This window comes from Acinetobacter bohemicus ANC 3994, from assembly GCF_000367925.1.
In the GTDB taxonomy this organism is placed as follows: Bacteria; Pseudomonadota; Gammaproteobacteria; order Pseudomonadales; family Moraxellaceae; genus Acinetobacter; species Acinetobacter bohemicus.
This window is the reverse complement of record NZ_KB849164.1, coordinates 18,747-39,003: the sequence shown is the minus strand read 5'-3', so window position 1 is coordinate 39,003 and position 20,257 is coordinate 18,747. Positions and strand designations below refer to the sequence as shown.

Genomic DNA, 20,257 nt, shown 5'->3' with positions numbered 1-20,257 from the left:
AGTATTTATTATCTACAAACTAGAATGCTGTTTGGAACTTAACCCCGCCCACCCAAGCATTTTCGCCATGCTTATATGCACCGACATGACGAATATATTGAACATTCGGACGAATGGTTAACCAGTTGCTTGCATGTAAACCGTAGTAAACTTCTGCATCATATTCTTCGCTACGACCATCATTTAGAGCATCGTTCAAGTTGATACGTGCAAGACCGAAAGCAATTTCATCTTTAGGACGTGAATCCATCGCGCCTTTATAAACCAGACCGATATTTTGCATATCGCTAACATTGTTGGTTTCTGAATCATGCACAGTCGCGTTGACAAAACCAGTGAGACCACGAGAGACATCACCGTTATGTGCCGTTAATTGTTGCTTCGCAACAATCCAGCCCCCTTGATGCTGGTCTTTTTGATCTTGATGAGCAATCACTCCAGCATCAGCTGTGCTGTAGTAATAACCGGCACGGTATTCACCCGGAAGTTTTTGTGCACCAATTTTCGGTGTCCAAACCAATTCCGCAGGAATAATGGCACCATGAGAACCATCGGTGCTGAGGTTAAAGCCTTTACCGCGCTCTAAATTTTCAGGATTGTATTCATATGCACCTAGTTGTGCATAAATGTCTGGCGTGACGTTATATTTCACACGTGCAGCCCATTGGCTGACTGGCCAGTTGTACCACTGATCACCGACCCAGTTACCCACCTGAGAACCACAAAGAGCCAAATTCTGGAAGTCACAGTCAAAACTATTAAAGTCTTCACCTTCACCAAAACGCCCCACTTTCACATCTAATTTTTGATCTAAGAATTTTTTCTTGATCCAAAAATCAGTTAAACGCCAAGTTTGACCACGGCCCCAGACTTCTTGTGTAGAACTTAAATGACCATTTCCAACACCAGTCGATTGACCATTTAATGCATCTGAAGTTTGTGAAAGTGAACGGCCATTACGCTCAGTCACGGTAATTTGTGCTTCAGTATCTTGCCAACCTAAGATTTTGTTTAAATCGAAATGCGCACCGATCGCGAATTGATCCGCATATTCAGTGCCATGGCTAGAAGCATGCCTTGCATCAAGCAAGGTTGCCATTTCACCGGTATAACCTAGGCTAAAGGCGTAACCTTTTTGCTGTAATTCAGTACGTTGACCATTCCAGTCACCGAACATCCACGGGCTTTCAGATGAAAAAGCACTATTAGCAAAAGTACTTTGTATTGTGCAACTTACTGCTAAAAAACTAATTCCAAAAAATATTTCTCTACTATATTTATTCATCATTAGTGACCTTTTCAACAATATGTAACCTATGTATAGGTTACGCCTATCATTTGTAAATAATGCATATTTTTGTTATTTTTTTGTTTAAATATGGCTATATTTTATCACATTGTGATATTTAAAAAGAATTTTCGCCTAATTTTTTGCCAATATGCTTATAGCTCATCTTTGAGCGTGAAAATTTAATCGGACATGCTAACTGAGCTTCGGTCTGTGCACTTTCCTCAGCAAGAGGAACATCAACCACCCATTGCCGTTGTTTTGCCAAAGGCGAAGTTAATGCTTCATCTAAGTGCAAAACCGGTTCTACACAGACATCTAATTCTGCAAAAATGGATGACCATTCTGTGAATGTCTTGGTTTTAATTTTTTCTTGCAGTGCTTGTTTCACTAACTTTTGATCTGTCGCATCAAAAGAAGTGCCTTTTTCTAAAAGGATCGGCAGTTCTAAAACGGTGGCTAAACCCGACATAAACTGCGGTTCAATACTACCTACCGATAAATATCGACCATCAAGGGTCTGATAATAGTCATAATAAGTCGCGCCATTTAAATGTGATTGTTCTGCATACTGTTTGGTTTCTCCAGCTAAAACAGCGGCCGCAGCCATACTATTTAAAGTAGCCACGCAATCGGTCATTGAGATATCAATATACTGCCCTTGTCCACTGCGTTGACGTTCAATCACCGCAGATAAAATAGCAATCACCGCATGTAAAGAACCACCCGCAATATCAGCAATTTGAATGCCCATTGGCGGTGGGCCACTGTCTTGTCGACCGCTATGCCCGACAATCCCAGAAAGGGCAAGATAATTAATGTCATGACCGGCTTTATCTTTATAAAGTCCTGTTTGCCCATAGCCCGTAATGGAACAATAAATCAATCGCGGGTTAATTTTTGCGAGCGTAGGATAATCCAAACCCAGTCGTTTCATCACTTCGGGCCTAAACTGCTCCACCACAATATCAAAATCAGCAATTTTACTTTTAATCAGTTCTATGTTTTGCGGATCTTTTAAATCTAAGGCTATAGATTTCTTATTACGATTCAAATAACTATGTGAAGTCGCTTGTCCATTGGCATAAGGCGGGAAGATACGAATCAGATCTGGGCGTGAAGGCGATTCGACATGAATCACTTCTGCACCTAAATCTGCTAAATACAATGTGGCAAATGGCCCCGGTAAAAGTGTGGAAAAATCGAGGACTTTCAATCCCTTTAAAGCTGTATCCATGTTATTTTTACTCACTCTATGTTGATTTTTTATCCATATTAGAAATATAAAAGTCATAAAACAATGTCATGTTCAGCCATTTACCTTGATCATTTCGGCAATTTAAGATGTAAACAAGGCAAAATACCCATTGTAAATTGCTATTCAAATAATTTTTAGCGTCATTTAGGTCAACTAAAAGTGAATATAAAAGAGACTGAAGGATTTAACATGAGTCGCGATACGATTAGTATCCACTTTGTCAATGCGGCTCTCACAGGTGTCAAACGTCTAGGCATGGACGTTGAAACCTTATTGTCCCATGTCGGCATAGAGGCAGAGTTATTACGTCAGCCTAAAGCACGTATTTCCCCAGAACAGTACACCCGTTTTATTAAAATGTTGTGGATGGTAACCCAAGACGAACATATCGGCTTTGATATTCAGCCACGTCGTTTAGGCACTTTTGCCATTATGTGTCAGCTCATTATCCACGCCAAAACGCTTGGAGATGCTTTAGAACTTTCATCGCAGTTTTATAAACTGTTTGGTGATGAATGGTCAGTTGCCCTAGAACGCGACAAGCATGAAGCACGTCTGGTTCCCCTAATTCCAAAAAGTCTAGATCCAGATCATTTCATTACTGAAAGCATGCTGATGATTTGGCATGGCTTAGCATCTTGGTTGATTGAACGCCGTCTGCCTTTAGAACGCGTGCATTTTGGCTACCCTCGTCCTGCGCATGCAGATGAATACGATGCACTGTTCTTTGCACCTGTCATGCAATTTGATGCACAGCGTACCGAAATTACCTTTGCTGCCGACTATCTAGATTTACCGCTTCGTCAAACGGAAGAAAATCTTGAAGAATTCCTGAAAGCTGCGCCTGCTCAGCTTTTGGTTAAATTTAAAAACACCAACTCTTTAACTTCACGTATTCGTGACGTATTAAAAAGCCAAATTGGTGAAGAAATGCCAACCTTGAATGATGTCGCGTCAATGCTCTATCTTTCACCGCAAACTTTACGTCGTCGTTTGGCTGCGGAAGGCAAAAGTTATCAAGGTGTGAAAGATGCCTTACGCCGTGATGCTGCAATCCATCTATTATTAAATCCAAATTTAACCTTGGAAGATGTAGCACAACAAGTTGGCTTTAGTGAAACCAGTACCTTCCACCGTGCATTTAAAAAATGGACAGGTGTCACACCGGGACTGTACCGTCAATTACACGGCTATCATTAATTTTTCATGAGTTGATAAAAAAGCCTGAGCATTGCTCTAATGCTGATCAGTTAAGGAGTTTTATAATAAACTCCTTAACTTTTTAGTTCTCCACAACGGAGTCTTATATTTTTAAATCAAATACTTGGAGCTCATCTATTACTTTGGATAAGCCCAAATGAGAAACTCAAAATATATTTTGAGTTCGCAAGAAAGGCATCTTGCGGCGCAGTGCGCCTCACCGCAAAACTCGCCAAATCCCTTTTATTGATTAATAAATCGCAGAAACTGTACTTTTCCAATCTTGCGGTGTATACACCTCATGCCTCGAACAGTTGCGGATGACATTTTCGCGTATCGAATAACATCATGAATTTAAAAAATAAAACCCCAGTCAACTTCTTAACTAACTGACATTATAAGTCTTACTCAGGTTTTTTTATTTCAATTGAAATCGCTCAAGCGTTTTAAAAACTCCTGCGCCTGTCTGGGTGATGTTAAACGAATAAATTGAATATGTTGATATTTAGAGTCCTGCATCATGGCGACATATCTTTGTTTATTTTGTGGATATTTCTGAAGCATCCAGAGGAAAATTGATTTTCTGGATAACATCATTTTCCAGTTTTCCCTGTTGTTAGAATTTTCCCATAATGGTTGCTGACTCAGAACACGAGATAAAGTCCGTTTAGTCAGACGATACAAATTTAGTGAAAATGAATAATCCAACCAAATGACCGTATCAACCTGTGACCAAATCATCTCAATGCTTCGGGTATAGAGGTTATCAATGACCCAACCTGTTGCAGCTGCCTCCATACTCGATTTAAGCTTGCAAAAGAAGGCATCATCTGCTGACTCCTGCCAATCATCCAGCCATAATAAATTATCAAGTTCAATATATTGTAATTGTTGCTTTTGTGCCAATTTTCGGGCAAATGTCGATTTACCTGAGCCTGTGGTACCAATAATATTAATAAATTTCATTTTTTATCAGCACAATAAAAATGGCAGGCGAGTTTAGCGGACTTGCATCTACCTGTGAAGCAGCAGATGCAAGTTATTCAAATGATTATCTTTCTCTCGCAGCTTGAATGAGTTTCACTGCATTTTCACCTGTAACTTGCCAAGTCAGACAACGTACGCTGCCGCCCATAGGACAAACACTTTCAGCATTTACAGGAATGACTTTTTTAGTGGTGTTTTGCTTAATCATCCTCAGCGCTTTTTGATCATGCGGCATATTAAAAGTCGGCACATAAATATTGTTATAAGTCACGGTCGAGTTAAGATTGACACCACATGCCGATTCAAAGCCGTCCCATTGTCCTTTCGGATTGGTTTTATACTCAACCGGCACTTCAACAATTTTTACTGATGGAAATGAAGCTTTCAACTCATCCATGACCACGGTTCTAAAAGAAGGTGTTTTTGAATAATCATTGACCAGCAGTGTGTTTTTATCCACCCAGCTGACCATGCCATCGGAATGGGCAAGCACTTCTTCATCAGGTTCTAAAATTGCAACTTGACTCGCGCCTAAAACGGTTTTTAATTCTTGTTTGGCTTCATCATAGCTCAGTTCATTATCTTCCATAAAACGAGTCGTTGTGATCACACGCCCTGCATAATCATCGACAAGATTCCCACCATCAATCATCAAATCTGTTTTGGCTCGTTGAATTTTATAGCGGTCAGCAAAACGACTAAAACTTTTTTGTACGTCCTGACTTTGCTTCTGGCTCATCGAAGCCCAAGTATAGCTAAATTGCACAGGCTGCTTTGGATTGACCGTGGTGAAGTCACGCATCCAAATATCACGCACGTCATCCACCAGTAAAATATCTTCTGGCACTTTGCCTGTGAAAAAAGGCTTGGTGTCTTCATCGACTAAAATCACCACATTATCATTACCCAAAATTGATTTTGCGTAATTAATTTGGAAATCGACAATGCGTTGAAATGCTGATTTATAGTAAGGATCATGGATGGATGGCGCGGACAAAACCAATAACATTTTGTCATTAGCCACCTGATTCGAATAAGTCTGACTCACTTTAGTTTTGTTCTCTCCCATATTATTTTTTCCCAGATCACCACCAGATGAATCACACCCGACTAAAGACAACAGCAACAAAATGACAGCAGAGCGACTTTTTAGTTTGAGCATCCCTTTACCCCATGTAATCAAGCAAAAAATATTGAAGATGCAGTCTAATTAAAAGCGAACCCACCCATGACTAAAAAGACAAAAATAAACAGCATGGCTAATCACAGCACAATTCCATCAGGTTGGCTAAAAAACTCATTTGATCTGATCCGTTCTGGTCATTGCACTTCAACAATTAATCATTAAAATCGAAAAAGCATAACAATTTTAAAGTCATAAAAAAGGATATTGTATGAGCGAGGCTTACATCATTGATGCCATTCGCACACCACGCGGAAAAGGAAAAAAAGACGGTTCACTGTATGAAGTGAAACCCATCACCCTACTGACCACATTGCTCAATGAACTAAAAGACCGTCATCAACTGGATACCTCTAAAGTCGATGACATTGTGTTGGGCTGTGTCACCCCTATTGGTGATCAAGGTGCTGATATTGCCAAAACCGCTGCCATTGCAGCAGGTTGGGACAATGATGTGGCTGGCGTACAAATCAACCGTTTTTGTGCCTCGGGTTTAGAAGCCGTCAATATGGCTGCGCAAAAAGTCCGTTCCGGTTGGGAAGATCTTGTGGTTGCAGGTGGGGTTGAGTCGATGTCTCGCGTGCCGATGGGTTCAGACGGCGGCCCTTGGGCACTGGACCCTGAAACCAACATGGCGGCAAACTTTGTTCCCCAAGGCATTGGTGCAGATTTAATTGCAACCATTGATGGTTATACGCGTTCTGATGTCGATACTTTTGCCGAGCACTCACAAAAAAAAGCCGCTGTGGCACAAGCTAAGGGTTATTTTAATCAATCGATTGTTGCTGTGAAAGATAAAGCAGGCGTGACGATTTTAGCTGAAGATGAATTTATTAAACCCCATACCACTGCGGAAGGTTTAGCCAAACTCAATCCCAGTTTTACCATGATGGGCCAAATGGGTTTCGATGCCATTGCCCTACAAAAATATCCCGAAGTTGGCCAAATTAATCATGTCCATCATGCAGGGAATTCATCGGGTATTGTCGATGGTGCTGCACTCGTTTTGCTGGCTTCTGAAAAAGCAGTCCAAGAACAAGGGCTAAAACCGCGTGCCAAAGTCTTGGCAACGGCATTGGTTGGTAGTGACCCGACTATCATGTTGACAGGCCCTGCACCTGCTGCACGTAAAGCTTTAGCCAAAGCAGGCTTAACGATTGATGACATTGACCTGTTTGAAGTAAATGAAGCTTTTGCTGCCGTTGTGATGCGTTTCATCACGGAACTTAAGGTTGATCCTGCCAAAGTCAATGTCAATGGTGGTGCAATTGCAATGGGACATCCACTCGGTGCAACGGGCGCAATGATTTTAGGCACCTTGTTGGATGAGTTAGAACGTCAAGGCAAAAAGCGTGGTCTTGCAACATTGTGTGTCGGTGGTGGTATGGGTATCGCAACCATTATTGAATTGGTATAAGGAGAATAATCATGAGCGCAATTCAATATGAAAAAAATGCCGATAATATTGTCATTTTGACTTTAGATTCTCCCAACCAATCTGCCAACACCATGAACGCTGATTTCCGTGTGGCACTGGAAGATATCGTCTCCAAGCTACAAGCCGATGCCGAAATTTCAGGCATTATCTTGCGTTCAGCGAAAAAAACCTTTTTTGCAGGCGGTGACCTTGATGAACTGATTCAAGCAGAGCCGGATCATGCCACAACATTTTTCAACATGATTGAAGAGATGAAAGCCAAGCTGCGTTATATCGAAACGCGTGGGATTCCTGTGGTCGCAGCCTTAAATGGTACAGCGCTGGGCGGCGGTTGGGAACTGGCTTTAGGCTGCCATCATCGTATTGCTTTAAATGATGCTAAAGCCAAATTTGGCTTACCTGAAGTCACTTTGGGTTTACTACCGGGTGGTGGTGGTGTGGTGCGTATGGTGCGCCTACTCGGTCTGCAAAATGCTTTTCCTTTCTTAATGGAAGGCAAGCAGTTTGGTGTTGATAAAGCAAAATCACTTGGCTTAATCCACGATACGGCTGAAAATGAACAAGAGCTTTTAGATAAAGCCATTGCTTGGGTCAAAGCCAATCCAATATCACAACAACCATTTGATGTAAAAGATTATAAAATCCCCGGTGGCGACCCTAAAACACCTGCTGTTGCGCAAATGCTGGCGATTGCCCCTGCCATGCTACGCGATAAAACCAAAGGTTGTTACCCTGCCCCTGAAGCAATTATGGCAGCAGCCGTGGAAGGTGCTCAGGTCGATGTTGATACGGCTCTGACCATAGAATCACGTTACTTTACTTATCTTGCCACGGGTCAAATTTCCAAAAATATGATTGGCACCTTCTGGCACGGCTTAAATGCGATTAAATCGGGTGCAAGCCGTCCCAAAAATATTACCAAATGGAAAGCTACAAAAGTCGCTGTGCTCGGTGCAGGCATGATGGGTGCAGGAATTGCCTACGTAACAGCAAGTAAAGGCATTCAAGTTGTACTCAAAGACGTGACGCTGGAAAATGCAGAAAAAGGCAAAGCCTATAGCCAAAAACTGCTGGATAAAAAAGTATCCCAAGGACGACTGACTGCGGAAAAACGTGAGCAAATTTTAGCGCTGATTACAGCAACAGCATCTGCTGAGGACTTAAAAGGCTGCGATTTAATCATTGAAGCCGTTTTTGAAAATCCAGAACTGAAAGCCAAAGTTACCCAAGAAGCAGAAAGCTATTTAGTCAATGACGGTATTATGGCTTCCAATACCTCAACCTTGCCGATTACCGAACTGGCCAAAGCCTCTAAAGACGATAGTCATTTTATTGGTCTACATTTTTTTAGCCCTGTCGATAAAATGCAACTGGTTGAAATTATTAAAGGTAAAAACACCTCAGCCGAAACATTAGCCAAAGCCTATGACTATGTGCAACAAATTGGCAAAACACCAATTGTGGTTAATGACAGTCGTGGCTTCTTTACCAGTCGCGTATTTGGTACGTTTGTGCAAGAAGGCTTACGTTTACTTGCTGAAGGTGTGCATCCTGCCAAAATTGAAATGGCGGCCCTTAAAGCAGGGATGCCTGTAGGGCCACTTGCCATTCAGGATGAAGTATCGCTGAGCTTATCTGAACATGTGGCAAATGAGACCCGTAAAGCCTTGCAAGCTGAAGGCAAAGAGCTGCCACGCTCAGGTGCAGATGATGTGATTGAAACCATGATTCATCAATTTCAACGTAAAGGTAAAGCCGCAGGTGCCGGTTTTTATGACTATCCTGAAAATGGCAAAAAACATTTATGGGAGGGTTTAAGCCACTGGAAAAAAGACACGGAAATGTCCGAACAGGAAATGATTGACCGTTTCCTGTTTGTACAGTCTTTAGATACTTTGCGCTGTTTGGAAGAAGGTGTTTTAGAATCCGTGGTCGATGCCAATGTCGGTTCGATTTTTGGTATTGGTTTTGCACCTTGGACAGGTGGTGCGTTACAGTTTCTCAATCAATATGGTTTAGAAAAAGCCTTAATCCGTGCCAATACACTAGAAGTAAAATACGGTGCACGTTTTAAAGCGCCACAACTGCTGATAGATCAAGCTCGTACTGGCGAAAAAATTGCCTAATATGCGCTGATAAATACACCCTATGATCGCCCTTTTTTGATTCAAGATTAGGGCGATGATGTCTCAAACCGTTATTTTATCTTTCAAAATAGATCTCCACCTTAGACATTTTTTCATTCAAGGCAGATATGCTTTTGGTCATATTCAAAATAAAAATTAATGCTTTAAGCTGTTACTTAAATGAAGGGCTTCGTTATTTAAGCATCGGCTTTCAAACAATAATGTGTTATAAAGTTACATAGATTCTGATTTATTTTTATCCATTTTGGTACTTTCTCATGACTAATAACACTTCTCCTGAAAAATCGCCTTGGGGTTGGAAAGCGCTCATTATTGCCTTTATTTTAAGTGCTTTTTTCCTTGGCTTTTTCTATCTTGCTGTAACCAACGAACCTGATTACATGCCAAGTCAGAAACGTGCTGAGAGCAATCAGACTGCTTTTAAAAATGCACCTGTCATGTCTCAAGAAGCACTGGCTGAAGCTGAAAAGCAAAAAAATCCGAGTGCGGCAAGTGCAGCAGCAAGCACAGAAATGCATCATATGTCAGCAGACGAGCATGCTGGGATGACAGAAAATAAAACAGCAACTGAATCTGAACATGGTCATTAATTTTTAGATTCAGCAAATAAAAGCCACGAAAAGTTAATGCCAGTCAGTTAAGAAATTGACTGGCTTTTTCTTTTTAAAATTCTATATATTATGTGATTCACGGAAATGTCATCCGCAACTGTTCGAGGCAAAACTACTTTGGATAAGTACAGTTTCTGCGATGAATTGATCAATAAAAGGTATTTGACGAGTTTTGCGGATGACAAATGCTTTTGGTTCTTTTGGCGAGACAAAAGAACTGATGAGCTCCAAGTATATAATTCAAAATGATAAGACCCCGTCGTGAATAACTAAAAAATTAAGGAATTCATTGTATAACCCCTTAACTGATCAGCATCAACGAAGAAGCGGCTTTTATTGATTCAAAATCAATCATTCCATCAAGCGAATAAAAGTCGCATATCCACATGTGGAATGCCACAATCCAAATATTCATCGCCCTGAACTTTAAAACCCAAACTTTCATAAAACGCGATGGCATGAACCTGTGCCGACAACTTTAAAAATTCACGCTGTTGATGTTTCGCCTGTTGAATAATTTCAAGCATCAACAAACGACCTATGCCCTTACCGCGATATTCTTTCAGTACAGCAACACGTCCGACACTGTTATTGTTCAAAAGTCGTGCCGTAGCAATTGGCTGATGCTGATCATCTAAAACAATAAAATGTAAAGCAATGGCATCTTCTGCATCCCATTCATCTTCAGCAGCAATCTGCTGTTCTTGAATAAATACCTGTTCACGAATCAGTTTTGCATCATTTTGCAATTCATCCCAACTGCCTGTGCGTATCATAAATGGGGTCATCAAAAATCATTTTCCTAGAGATAAAAAGCAGCCTTGCGACTGCTTCATTCATTTTAAATTAACACTTTTCACCAATATTTTGCTGATCCCACTGATGATTTAATAGCAATTCAAGCGAGTGTTTTTGAATACCATACATTTGTTTTAACGCCACAATTTGCGCCAAAACAGCCTGATCAGGGGCTTCAAAATCTTGACGCTTGGTCGCCAAAATCATTTTATTTTTGCTGGTATGTTCCAAAGCCACAAACTCAAAAACTTTGGTTTCATAGCCATAGGCTTTTAACAATAAGGCACGAATGGTATCGGTGAGCATTTCTGCTTGCTGTCCGGCATGAATACCAAATTGCAACATCGGCTTCAACACACTTGGACTTTGCATCTGTGGACGTAATTCTTTATGGCAACACGGCGCGCACATAATCATTTGTGCGTTTAAACGAATTCCGGTATGAATGGCAAAATCAGTAGCAACATCACACGCATGTAGTGCAATCATCACATCTAAGTGTTCAGGTTGATAAGTGCGGACATCGCCTTGGAAAAAATCCAGTTGGGTAAATTGCGATTCTTGCACCACCTTTTGACAAAATTCGACCATTTTCGGGTTCAACTCTACCCCAGTGACAAATGGCGTTTGACCTTGTTTGGCTAAATAATCATATAAAGCAAAGGTCAAATAACCTTTACCCGAACCAAAATCAACCACACGTAAAGTATGCGCTTGCGCTGTGATTTGATCTAAAGCACCTGAAAAAATTTCCACAAATTTATTAATCTGTTTCCACTTACGCGCCATGCTTGGAATAATTTGTGCTTTGTTGTCGGTAATCCCTAACGGTTGTAAAAAATAACTGTCCTGATCAACATAACGATGCTTGGCACGATCATGCCCTTGTTGCTGTTCTAAAGTCTGGGACTTTGCGGCAGCTTGATTTTTAGTGACCGTCAACATGGCTTTTTTCTTATTCTTTTTCAGTTGCAGCTCTTCTGTACGGGTAAAAAGATTGGCTTGTTTACAGTGTGCCAATAAATCTTGAATGAGTGGCTGCGCTTCCGCCAAAGGATAGTTTTTCGTAACATCCTGAGTCTTATAACGATACAAGCCACTTAAAACAGGCTGATCTTGTAATAAAATGACGCGTAACGTGATTTTCTCTAAATGTTCTAATTCACCTTTATATTGGCTCAGAATTATTCGATCAAAACTTTGCGTTTCAATGGCTTGCTGAAAGGCATCTAAGAATTGTTGTTCCTGAATAAAAGAAGAAGCCAATTGCGACATGAAGATAACTCAAATAAATTAAGCTGTGAGTGTAAAACTTCTTACTTTAAAGGTAAAATTTCATTACTATACAAGTGTATTTTTAATAATAGAAATCTACCATGACGACTTCCAATATGCAATCTTACGATCCACGTGAAGAAAAAATAAATGCAATGAGTCATGCACTTGGCGCAGTACTCGCGGTCATTGCGGGTGTCTTGTTGTTGATTAAAGGCAGTGATTTACCACGAGGACAATTTCTAGGCCTATGTGTCTATGCGCTCAGTATGATCCTGCTTTTCTCAAGTTCCGCCCTTTATCACTTTGCCACTGACGACACCAAACGCTATTGGTATAAAAAACTGGATCACACCGCTATTTATTATTTGATTGCTGGAACTTACACCCCTTTTCTATCGATCGCAATTCCCACAACAAAAGCACATTACTTGTTAATTGCACTTTGGGTGATTGCTGCAATTGGTACACTATTCAAGTTAGTTTTCATTCATCGCTTTCATAAGATTTCGCTCTTCGCATATCTGTTGATGGGCTGGCTGGCAGTACTGGTCATGGATGATATGCAACGCTTTTTAAGTCAACCCGCGTTAACCTATCTGATCATTGGCGGGCTTGCTTATACCGTTGGTGCATTGTTTTATGCCTTAAAAAGAGTAAGATACACCCATGCTATCTGGCATGTTTTTGTATTGATTGGTGCTGGATCACATTTCTTAGCCATCTATCTTTACGTGATATAACCCTCTATTTCTACATTTTTTAGCAACCCTAAATCCGTAGGCATCAGTCGGTATTTCGTATTTTTTTAAGAAATTACGCCTTTTTTAAAAAGATTACCCTTTTAAAACTAAGTTTTTTTATTTTTAGTAAGTGTAAGGTTCTTATGGCGTCATCAAACTCTATCGCTACTCAAGAAGTCGCGACCAATTCAAAATTCCGTGTACTTAGCGCAAGCCTTGTTGGTACAACAATCGAATTTTTCGATTTTTATATTTATGCCACAGCTGCCGTCATTATTTTTCCTCATCTGTTCTTTCCTGCAAGTACAGATCCAACGACTGCAACCATCCAATCGTTAGCCACATTTGCCATTGCCTTTATTGCGCGTCCTATTGGTGCTGCACTGTTTGGACATTTGGGTGACCGAATTGGACGTAAAGCCACACTGGTTGCCGCTTTGCTGACCATGGGTGTTTCCACCGTGTGTATCGGTTTACTGCCCACCTATGCGCAAATTGGTATTGCTGCGCCACTGCTACTGGCACTATGTCGTTTAGGGCAAGGGCTGGGTTTAGGCGGTGAATGGAGTGGTGCAGTATTGCTTGCCACTGAAAATGCACCTGAAGGCAAACGTGCTTGGTATGGCATGTTCCCGCAACTGGGGGCACCTATCGGCTTTATTTTAGCCACAGGTTCCTTTTTAACCCTCGGTGCATTGATGTCTGAAGCAGACTTCATGCAATGGGGCTGGCGTATTCCATTCATTGCCAGTTCACTGCTGGTGATTGTCGGTCTTTGGATTCGTCTTAAACTACACGAAACACCTGCATTCCAAAAAGTCTTGGATAAGCAAAAAGAAGTTAATATTCCATTTAAAGAAGTCATGACCAAACATTGGCGCATGCTTATTTTGGGTACAATTGCTGCAATTTGTACCTTTGTCGTGTTCTATTTAACCACAGTCTTCGCACTTAACTGGGGAACCACAAAACTGGGTTATAGCCGTGCTGAATTCTTAGAACTTCAATTGCTTGCAACGCTGTGCTTTGCAGCATTTATTCCGCTTTCTGCGGTTTTTGCTGAAAAATTTGGCCGTAGAGCGACCTCTATTGGCGTCTGTATCGCCTGTGCATTATTCGGTTTAGTGTTCTCGAGTATGCTTGAATCGGGCAGCACAGTCATGGTCTTCCTGTTCCTGTGCTTAGGTTTATCCTTAATGGGCATGACTTATGGTCCAATCGGAACGGTCCTGTCTGAAATCTTCCCGACTTCAGTTCGTTATACCGGTTCGGCATTAACCTTTAACCTTGCGGGTATTTTTGGGGCATCTTTTGCGCCACTAATTGCAACTAAACTTGCCAACACGTATGGTTTACAAGCAGTCGGTTATTATTTAACTGCTGCATCCATCTTGTCACTGCTGGCTTTCTTAGCCATTCGTGAAACAAAAAATGATGACGTCAACAACCAAGTTTAAGTTCATCAAAGCCTAAAAAAACCAGCGTCATCTCACGCTGGTTTTTTATCTAATTTCTTATGAGATTGATATGATTTTCTCAGAGATTGTTTTCTCAAATACGGTTTTCTCAGATTTGTTCATCACTTAACATTTCTTGATAGATCTCTTCAAAGACCATTCGATCGCCACCAGCATTGTAATAACTCGGAACAATATAAGTCACCAGTTGGCGATAGCGCTCTGTGCCATATAAATGCTCAAGCAATGCTTCCACATTACTTTCATCAAAGCCAAATGCTGCGATCAGTTGTTCAAACTTTTGATAAAAGGCACGCGCAAATTCTGGCGTATTCACCTCATCCGCTGCTGCTTGCTGAAAGTCCTGTTCTAAACGGATAAAACCCGCTTCGAGCTGTGCCGATTGCGTTTCTGTTAATGCGAAAAACTGTCCCACTTCTTGCGAAAAAGACATTGTCTCCTCCTATGGTTCTTATTTGATCTTTATCATAGCGTAAATTATCAACAGGCAAATTTATATTTCCGCGTTAAACCAACTCAATAATGTCAATGGTTGGGGGGACGCGAAAACGAAATGGTACACCCACCATTCCCGTGCCAACCGTCACAAACACATCGGCATTTTCGTGTTGATATAACCCCTTCTTGTGCCCAAGAATAGAGACTTTTTTCATAATATAGTTGGTCAGCCACGGCAGCTCAACTTGTCCGCCATGCGTATGTCCAGACAGCATTAATGGCCGTGTTGGTAATTTTGGCACCATATCTACCGTATCGGGATTATGTGATAAAAGTAGCCACGGCTTATCTTGCGGCAAGTCCGGCATATAACGCATATCGGTTTTTCCTGCCCATAAATCACCGACCCCAAGCAAACGGAATTCATCAAACTCCACCATCTGGCCTTCAATATCAATCACATTATTGACCTTTAAGGCATGTCTTAATAAATTTTGAATCGGTGGTCCAGGATACTGTTCATCATGATTGCCATTCACCGAATAAACCGGTGCTTTAATCTGTTTTAAAATCGCCAGTTCATCGGCAAGTGTGTTTTCTGGTTCATAAGTCCAATCCCCAGCCACCAGCACTAAATCAGGATTCTGCTGATTAATTTTCGTTACAATAATATTGAGTTGACGTTCATGCCCTGAAAATAAACCAATATGTAAATCGCCAATCAATGCAATTTTAATCGGCTGCTGCATTTTTTGATCGGGATTCAATTGATACTGCATGGTTTTCACCCCGACATGATGGGGTTCAATAAAGCGTGCATAAATCAGCAGGCAACTAAGTCCAAAAATAAAGACGGCTTCATGAAGCGAGTAATAACCACTCCACCCTGCATACAAGCTGAAGAAAAATAAAGGGAAAAGTAAATAAGATAAATAAAATGCCAATAAATGAACAAAGGCTTTAAAGGGATGAATGGTTTCAGTACGCGTTTGGCTTAGCCATGCCTGTGCAACACCCCAAAGTCCGATCACGACAAAACTGATATAAAAATAAAAAACGACGGAGTGCGTATCCCACATAATAACTTCTCTAATGATAACGATGATATGACATCATTCATCTCTTTTGATATTTATCTTTTCACAGCTGGCACTTATACTCAAACCAATTTTTGGTATTGTTTATAAAATATGGCGCGATCTCCCCAGCAAATAGCACAATTAAACAGCGGTAAAGGGTATGGTTTTTCTACCTATAAAACCGCAGTATTGCTGAGTTGTAGCCTCATTTTAGGGGTGCCTGCATGTTCAACGCTCCCCAAACAAACACCACAACCGATGGAATATGCGTTCGATACCGAAACAGAGCAAACCTCACTGGCTAAAATCGTTGAGCCATTAAGAGAACAAAATCCTAATCTTACCGGTTATCATGTGCTATATGATCCGCTTGAGGCTTTAGCAGCACGTATACATCTTATTGATAAAGCAGAAAAAACCTTAGATCTGCAATATTATATTTGGGATAACGATAGAATTGGCTCACTAGCACTTTATTCTATTATTAAAGCGGCTGATCGTGGTGTAAAAGTCCGTTTATTGATGGATGATAACAATGCCAAAAAAATGGAAGGCATTTATCTTGCACTCGATCAACATCAGAATATTGATGTCAAACTTTATAACCCCTACCGATTTAGACATTACCGTGCCATGGATATGGTGCTCGACTTAAAACGCATTAACCGTCGTATGCACAACAAAAGCTTTATTGCAGACAATCAAATCTCCTTGATTGGCGGGCGCAATATGAGTAATCAATATTATAACGTCAGTGACAATTATCAATTTTCCGATGTCGATGTCATGCTGGTCGGCTCTGCATCTGATGAAATCATTCATTCTTTTGATGAATACTGGAATGATGAATATGCATTTCCAGTAAAACAAATTGTTAATTCAAGACACTATGCCTTGCGTTTTGAAAGTTTAAAACAACAACTTAATAATTATTATCAAGAGATTACCGTACAAAATTATCTTGATTTAGCCACCCGATCCCATAATGTTGAAAAGTGGCTCAATAATAGTATTCAATTTGATTGGGTCAAGGCCGAAGTGGTTTATGATTCACCAAGTAAAATCAAATCCAAAGCCAAGAAAGAACAATATTTAAATTTTCAGCTGATTAATCATCTAGAAAACCCAGAACACAGTGTGGATATCGTTTCGGCTTATTTCGTCCCTGAAAAGAAAGGCGAAAAAATGCTCAGCGATCTGGCTCAAAGTAATATCCAAGTCCGTGTCCTGACCAATTCTTTTAAAGCCAATGATGTCGCTGTGGTCCATGCTTTTTATGCTAAATATCGCAAAGATTTATTAAAAAATAAGGTAGAACTGTATGAATTTTTGTCCGCACCTGAAGCTGAAAACTTAAATGCCAATACAGAGGAAATTGCGGAAAAAACCAAAGTCAGCTTAAAAGGTTTAAGCCGCTCTAGCCTACATGCCAAACTCATGGCGATTGATCAAAAACAAGTCTTTATTGGTTCTTTTAATTTCGACCCTCGTTCAGCCTATTTAAATACTGAAATTGGCGTTCTGCTGAATAGCCCCAACTTAGCCAAAGCCATTCATCAAACGATGGATGAAAATTTATCTAAATATGCCTATAAACTGGTTTTGGATGCCAATCAAAATATCAACTGGAAAATTAAAAAGCATAATGGCGACATTAAAATCTATCACAAAGAACCGAAAATGAAATGGTGGCAAAAAGCTGGGGTAAAAATCATTTCATGGCTGCCTATCGAAGGCTTTATGTAAGCCTTCTTTGCTAGACGCACTGTTTTCCTTCGCCGTTCATCTTTAGTCATTTACGCTATCGGTTTGCAGAACTCGTTGCTGTAATTGCGCTAAACCTTCAACCATTTTGGTTTGCACTTCTTGAGTCAAGGTTTCGACGGTATGCCCCTCAACCGAAATTGCCGGCAATGTCATTAAATGAGCTGTCACTTTAGGCATTTCCAAGACATTTTTGACATGATCGATAAAACTTAAATGACCGACAAACGGCGCGACCATATCCAATTGTCCATGTTGATTCACATAACAAATTAAACAAATTTGTATCGGACGATTGGCCTCAATCGCTGCACCTAAAATACGCCCATAGATTTTTTTTATTTTTGAACCATCAGAAGTGGTTGCTTCAGGAAAAAACAATACTGGAATATCTTGCTTTAAGAACGCGGTAATTTGTTCACGAATTTTAACTGAATCACCAGAACCCCGTTTAATAAACAGCGTTCCGCCACCTTTAGCCAATTTTCCAAATAATGGCCATTTTTCAATTTCAGCTTTTGCTAAAAAGAACACCCGAGCGCCTGAACCTAAAACAGCAACATCTAACCAAGAAATATGATTACTCACCCATAAAGCAGATTGTCTTGGAATCTGCCCATGAATTTGAACTTCAATATTAAATACTTTGCTTAACTGGCGGCAAAAGTGTTGCACATAGCGCGTATTATTTGGGTTGTTCGGATCTTTATATAAACGATGACGAAAAACCAAATAAAACCCTTGAAGAATCGCTCCCAAACCAGCCAACAATTTTTTACTATATAACAAAAATTTAGACATGCTATTTAACGACGAACTTTCAGTTACAGAGGATTGAGTCATAGATTGATCACTAATTACCAGATACAGCATTAATCGTTCAGTTGCTGCCATTCTATACTGTTCATTTTCATCTTGCATTGATCATAAAAACCGCCCGATGGTTTTTTGCTGCATGATTAAAATGACTAAGTCAGTGCTTTAAACAAAAATACCCATTCTACCCACAGCGATATAGCCAATATAAACATCTTCAAGCCTTAAAATGATTAATACTGTCAGCCAGTTAAAATCAATGAAGGTTCATCATACTGACAAATCATGGCCTTATTTTTGTTCACTCAACGTTTTGTTACGATGCATGCTGAACTTTTCGCTATTTTTTACTATCAGCAGTAATTTTCCACTAAAATAAAGTTTTCATGTCGTTGAGATTGCATTTAGTGGAATATATTGAACAACATCAAGATAGCAACCGCGCCATATTAGTCAGTGTATCCGTACAACTGTTAGATGACCTTGATGTTGAAGAATTTCGCTTATTGGCGCAGTCTGCTGGTGCTGAAATTCTAGAACACATTACCGCTCAACGCATTAAACCAGATCCTAAACTGTTTATCGGTTCAGGAAAGGCTGAAGAAATCGCTGAATTAGCAAAAGCTTTAGAAGCAGATTTGGTGATTTTTGATCATGCCCTCAGCCCCTCACAAGAACGTAATTTAGAACGAGTGATGCAATGTCGGGTCATCGACCGTACTCGCCTCATTTTAGATATCTTTGCACAACGCGCACGTACCCATGAAGGTAAACTGCAAGTTGAATTGGCACAATTGGACTATTTGTCTTCTCGACTAGTCGGTAGTGGCATTAGTTTAGACAGTCAAAAAGGTGGTATTGGTTTACGTGGACCAGGTGAAACGCAACTGGAAACAGACCGTCGCTTACTGCGTTTACGTATTGGACAGCTAAAAGACAAGCTGGAAAAAGTTCGCCAAACCCGTATCCAAGGTCGTGCTGCACGACAAAAAGCTGCTATTCCAACGGTCTCTCTAGTGGGTTATACCAATGCAGGTAAATCTACATTATTCAATATACTCGCCCGCTCTGACGTTTATGCGGCAGATCAATTATTTGCAACGCTAGATCCGACTTTACGCCGTTTAAATTGGGATGGTATTGGTGCTTTAGTCCTTGCAGATACCGTGGGTTTCGTCCGCAACCTCGCACATGCTTTGGTAGAATCCTTTAAAGCCACGCTTGAGGAAACTTTAGAGGCGACTTTACTGCTCCATGTTATTGACTCTAGTAGTCCCGATATGATGGAGCAAATTGAAGCAGTTGAGAAAGTTTTAAAAGAAATCGGGGTGGACGTTCCTGTACTACGTGTCTATAACAAAATAGATGTTAGTGGCGAAGATGCCAAAATTGTCTATGCCAAGCCGCATCTACCCGATCGTGTCTATGTCTCGGCACATTCTAAACAAGGCTTAAACCTATTACGCCAAGCCGTTCAAGAATGCTTGATGGGGCAACTGCAAAGCTTCGAGTTGGTGTTAAAACCAGAATATGGAAAATTGCGCACTCAATTGTATGCACTCAATGTCATTCAAACTGAAAATTATGATGATCAAGGTAACCTGCATTTACATGTCATTATTGCCCCACAAAAGCTGGAACAATTGATTAAACAAGCCCACCTACCGATTGATGAAATTCTAGGTCATAAAGCCACCCAGTTTAAAAGACCGCTTGAGGAATTTGAAATTAAAAGATAAATCGGTTAAAACGTG

At 40.5% G+C, this 20,257-nt stretch carries 17 protein-coding genes; 8 read left to right on the top strand and 9 right to left on the bottom strand.

The features are described 5' to 3' along the window. Positions 1-19 precede the first annotated feature (19 nt). Entirely contained in the window at positions 20-1,285 is a 1,266-nt protein-coding gene (locus tag F994_RS00220; RefSeq protein ID WP_034696402.1) for a carbohydrate porin, read from the bottom strand. Positions 1,286-1,406: 121 nt separating this feature from the next. Further along, a complete protein-coding gene (locus tag F994_RS00215; protein WP_004647957.1) occupies positions 1,407-2,525 on the bottom strand; it encodes a CaiB/BaiF CoA transferase family protein in 1,119 nt (372 codons plus the stop codon). Between the two features lie 210 nt (positions 2,526-2,735). Between F994_RS00215 and F994_RS00210 the strand changes: the two genes are divergently transcribed. Then, complete coding sequence (locus F994_RS00210; RefSeq protein ID WP_004647956.1) at positions 2,736-3,746, top strand: AraC family transcriptional regulator; 1,011 nt, start codon at positions 2,736-2,738, stop codon at positions 3,744-3,746. A gap of 423 nt (positions 3,747-4,169) precedes the next feature. Here F994_RS00210 and F994_RS00205 read toward each other — a convergent pair whose 3' ends face one another. Then, the gene (locus F994_RS00205) at positions 4,170-4,712 is read right to left on the bottom strand and encodes an AAA family ATPase (RefSeq protein WP_004647955.1); all 543 of its coding nucleotides are present in this window, start codon (positions 4,710-4,712) and stop codon (positions 4,170-4,172) included. Between the two features lie 85 nt (positions 4,713-4,797). Next, entirely contained in the window at positions 4,798-5,895 is a 1,098-nt protein-coding gene (locus F994_RS00200; RefSeq protein ID WP_004647954.1) for an agmatine deiminase family protein, read from the bottom strand. A gap of 232 nt (positions 5,896-6,127) precedes the next feature. Between F994_RS00200 and F994_RS00195 the strand changes: the two genes are divergently transcribed. The 3 genes from F994_RS00195 (at position 6,128) to F994_RS00185 (ending at position 10,091) form a co-directional block, all read left to right on the top strand. Then, positions 6,128-7,333: an acetyl-CoA C-acetyltransferase gene (locus tag F994_RS00195; protein WP_004647952.1), complete on the top strand. Its 1,206-nt coding sequence runs from the start codon at positions 6,128-6,130 to the stop codon at positions 7,331-7,333. Positions 7,334-7,344: 11 nt separating this feature from the next. Beyond that, a complete protein-coding gene (locus tag F994_RS00190; RefSeq protein ID WP_004647951.1) occupies positions 7,345-9,480 on the top strand; it encodes a 3-hydroxyacyl-CoA dehydrogenase NAD-binding domain-containing protein in 2,136 nt (711 codons plus the stop codon). Positions 9,481-9,758: 278 nt separating this feature from the next. Continuing rightward, complete coding sequence (locus F994_RS00185; RefSeq protein ID WP_004647950.1) at positions 9,759-10,091, top strand: hypothetical protein; 333 nt, start codon at positions 9,759-9,761, stop codon at positions 10,089-10,091. 380 nt (positions 10,092-10,471) lie between these two features. Here the strand turns inward: F994_RS00185 and F994_RS00180 are convergent, their stop codons facing one another. Both F994_RS00180 and F994_RS00175 read right to left on the bottom strand, forming a co-directional pair. After that, positions 10,472-10,900 carry a GNAT family N-acetyltransferase gene (locus tag F994_RS00180; protein WP_004647949.1) on the bottom strand — a complete coding sequence of 143 codons (429 nt, stop codon included), beginning with the start codon at positions 10,898-10,900 and terminating at the stop codon, positions 10,472-10,474. Positions 10,901-10,958: 58 nt separating this feature from the next. Further along, positions 10,959-12,185 (bottom strand): class I SAM-dependent methyltransferase, encoded by a 1,227-nt coding sequence (locus tag F994_RS00175; protein WP_004647948.1) that lies wholly within the window; start codon positions 12,183-12,185, stop codon positions 10,959-10,961. 101 nt (positions 12,186-12,286) lie between these two features. Here F994_RS00175 and trhA point away from each other — a divergent pair, with 101 nt between their 5' ends. Next, positions 12,287-12,928 carry a PAQR family membrane homeostasis protein TrhA gene (trhA, locus tag F994_RS00170; RefSeq protein WP_004647946.1) on the top strand — a complete coding sequence of 214 codons (642 nt, stop codon included), beginning with the start codon at positions 12,287-12,289 and terminating at the stop codon, positions 12,926-12,928. A 143-nt stretch (positions 12,929-13,071) separates the two neighbouring features. After that, positions 13,072-14,385 carry an MFS transporter gene (locus F994_RS00165; RefSeq protein WP_004647945.1) on the top strand — a complete coding sequence of 438 codons (1,314 nt, stop codon included), beginning with the start codon at positions 13,072-13,074 and terminating at the stop codon, positions 14,383-14,385. A gap of 109 nt (positions 14,386-14,494) precedes the next feature. Here the strand turns inward: F994_RS00165 and F994_RS00160 are convergent, their stop codons facing one another. Together F994_RS00160 and F994_RS00155 are read right to left on the bottom strand one after the other, a co-directional pair. After that, the gene (locus F994_RS00160) at positions 14,495-14,839 is read right to left on the bottom strand and encodes a hypothetical protein (RefSeq protein ID WP_004647944.1); all 345 of its coding nucleotides are present in this window, start codon (positions 14,837-14,839) and stop codon (positions 14,495-14,497) included. Between the two features lie 73 nt (positions 14,840-14,912). Beyond that, positions 14,913-15,923, bottom strand: a complete 1,011-nt coding sequence (locus F994_RS00155; RefSeq protein WP_004647943.1) for a metallophosphoesterase — start codon at positions 15,921-15,923, stop codon at positions 14,913-14,915. Between the two features lie 111 nt (positions 15,924-16,034). Here F994_RS00155 and F994_RS00150 point away from each other — a divergent pair, with 111 nt between their 5' ends. After that, positions 16,035-17,669 (top strand): phospholipase D family protein, encoded by a 1,635-nt coding sequence (locus tag F994_RS00150; protein ID WP_004647941.1) that lies wholly within the window; start codon positions 16,035-16,037, stop codon positions 17,667-17,669. 42 nt (positions 17,670-17,711) lie between these two features. Here the strand turns inward: F994_RS00150 and F994_RS00145 are convergent, their stop codons facing one another. Next, the gene (locus F994_RS00145; RefSeq protein ID WP_034696577.1) at positions 17,712-18,530 is read right to left on the bottom strand and encodes a lysophospholipid acyltransferase family protein; all 819 of its coding nucleotides are present in this window, start codon (positions 18,528-18,530) and stop codon (positions 17,712-17,714) included. Positions 18,531-18,889: 359 nt separating this feature from the next. On the opposite strand from F994_RS00145, the gene hflX reads away from it, so the two are divergent. Beyond that, positions 18,890-20,242 carry a ribosome rescue GTPase HflX gene (gene hflX, locus F994_RS00140; RefSeq protein ID WP_004647939.1) on the top strand — a complete coding sequence of 451 codons (1,353 nt, stop codon included), beginning with the start codon at positions 18,890-18,892 and terminating at the stop codon, positions 20,240-20,242. Positions 20,243-20,257 lie beyond the last annotated feature (15 nt).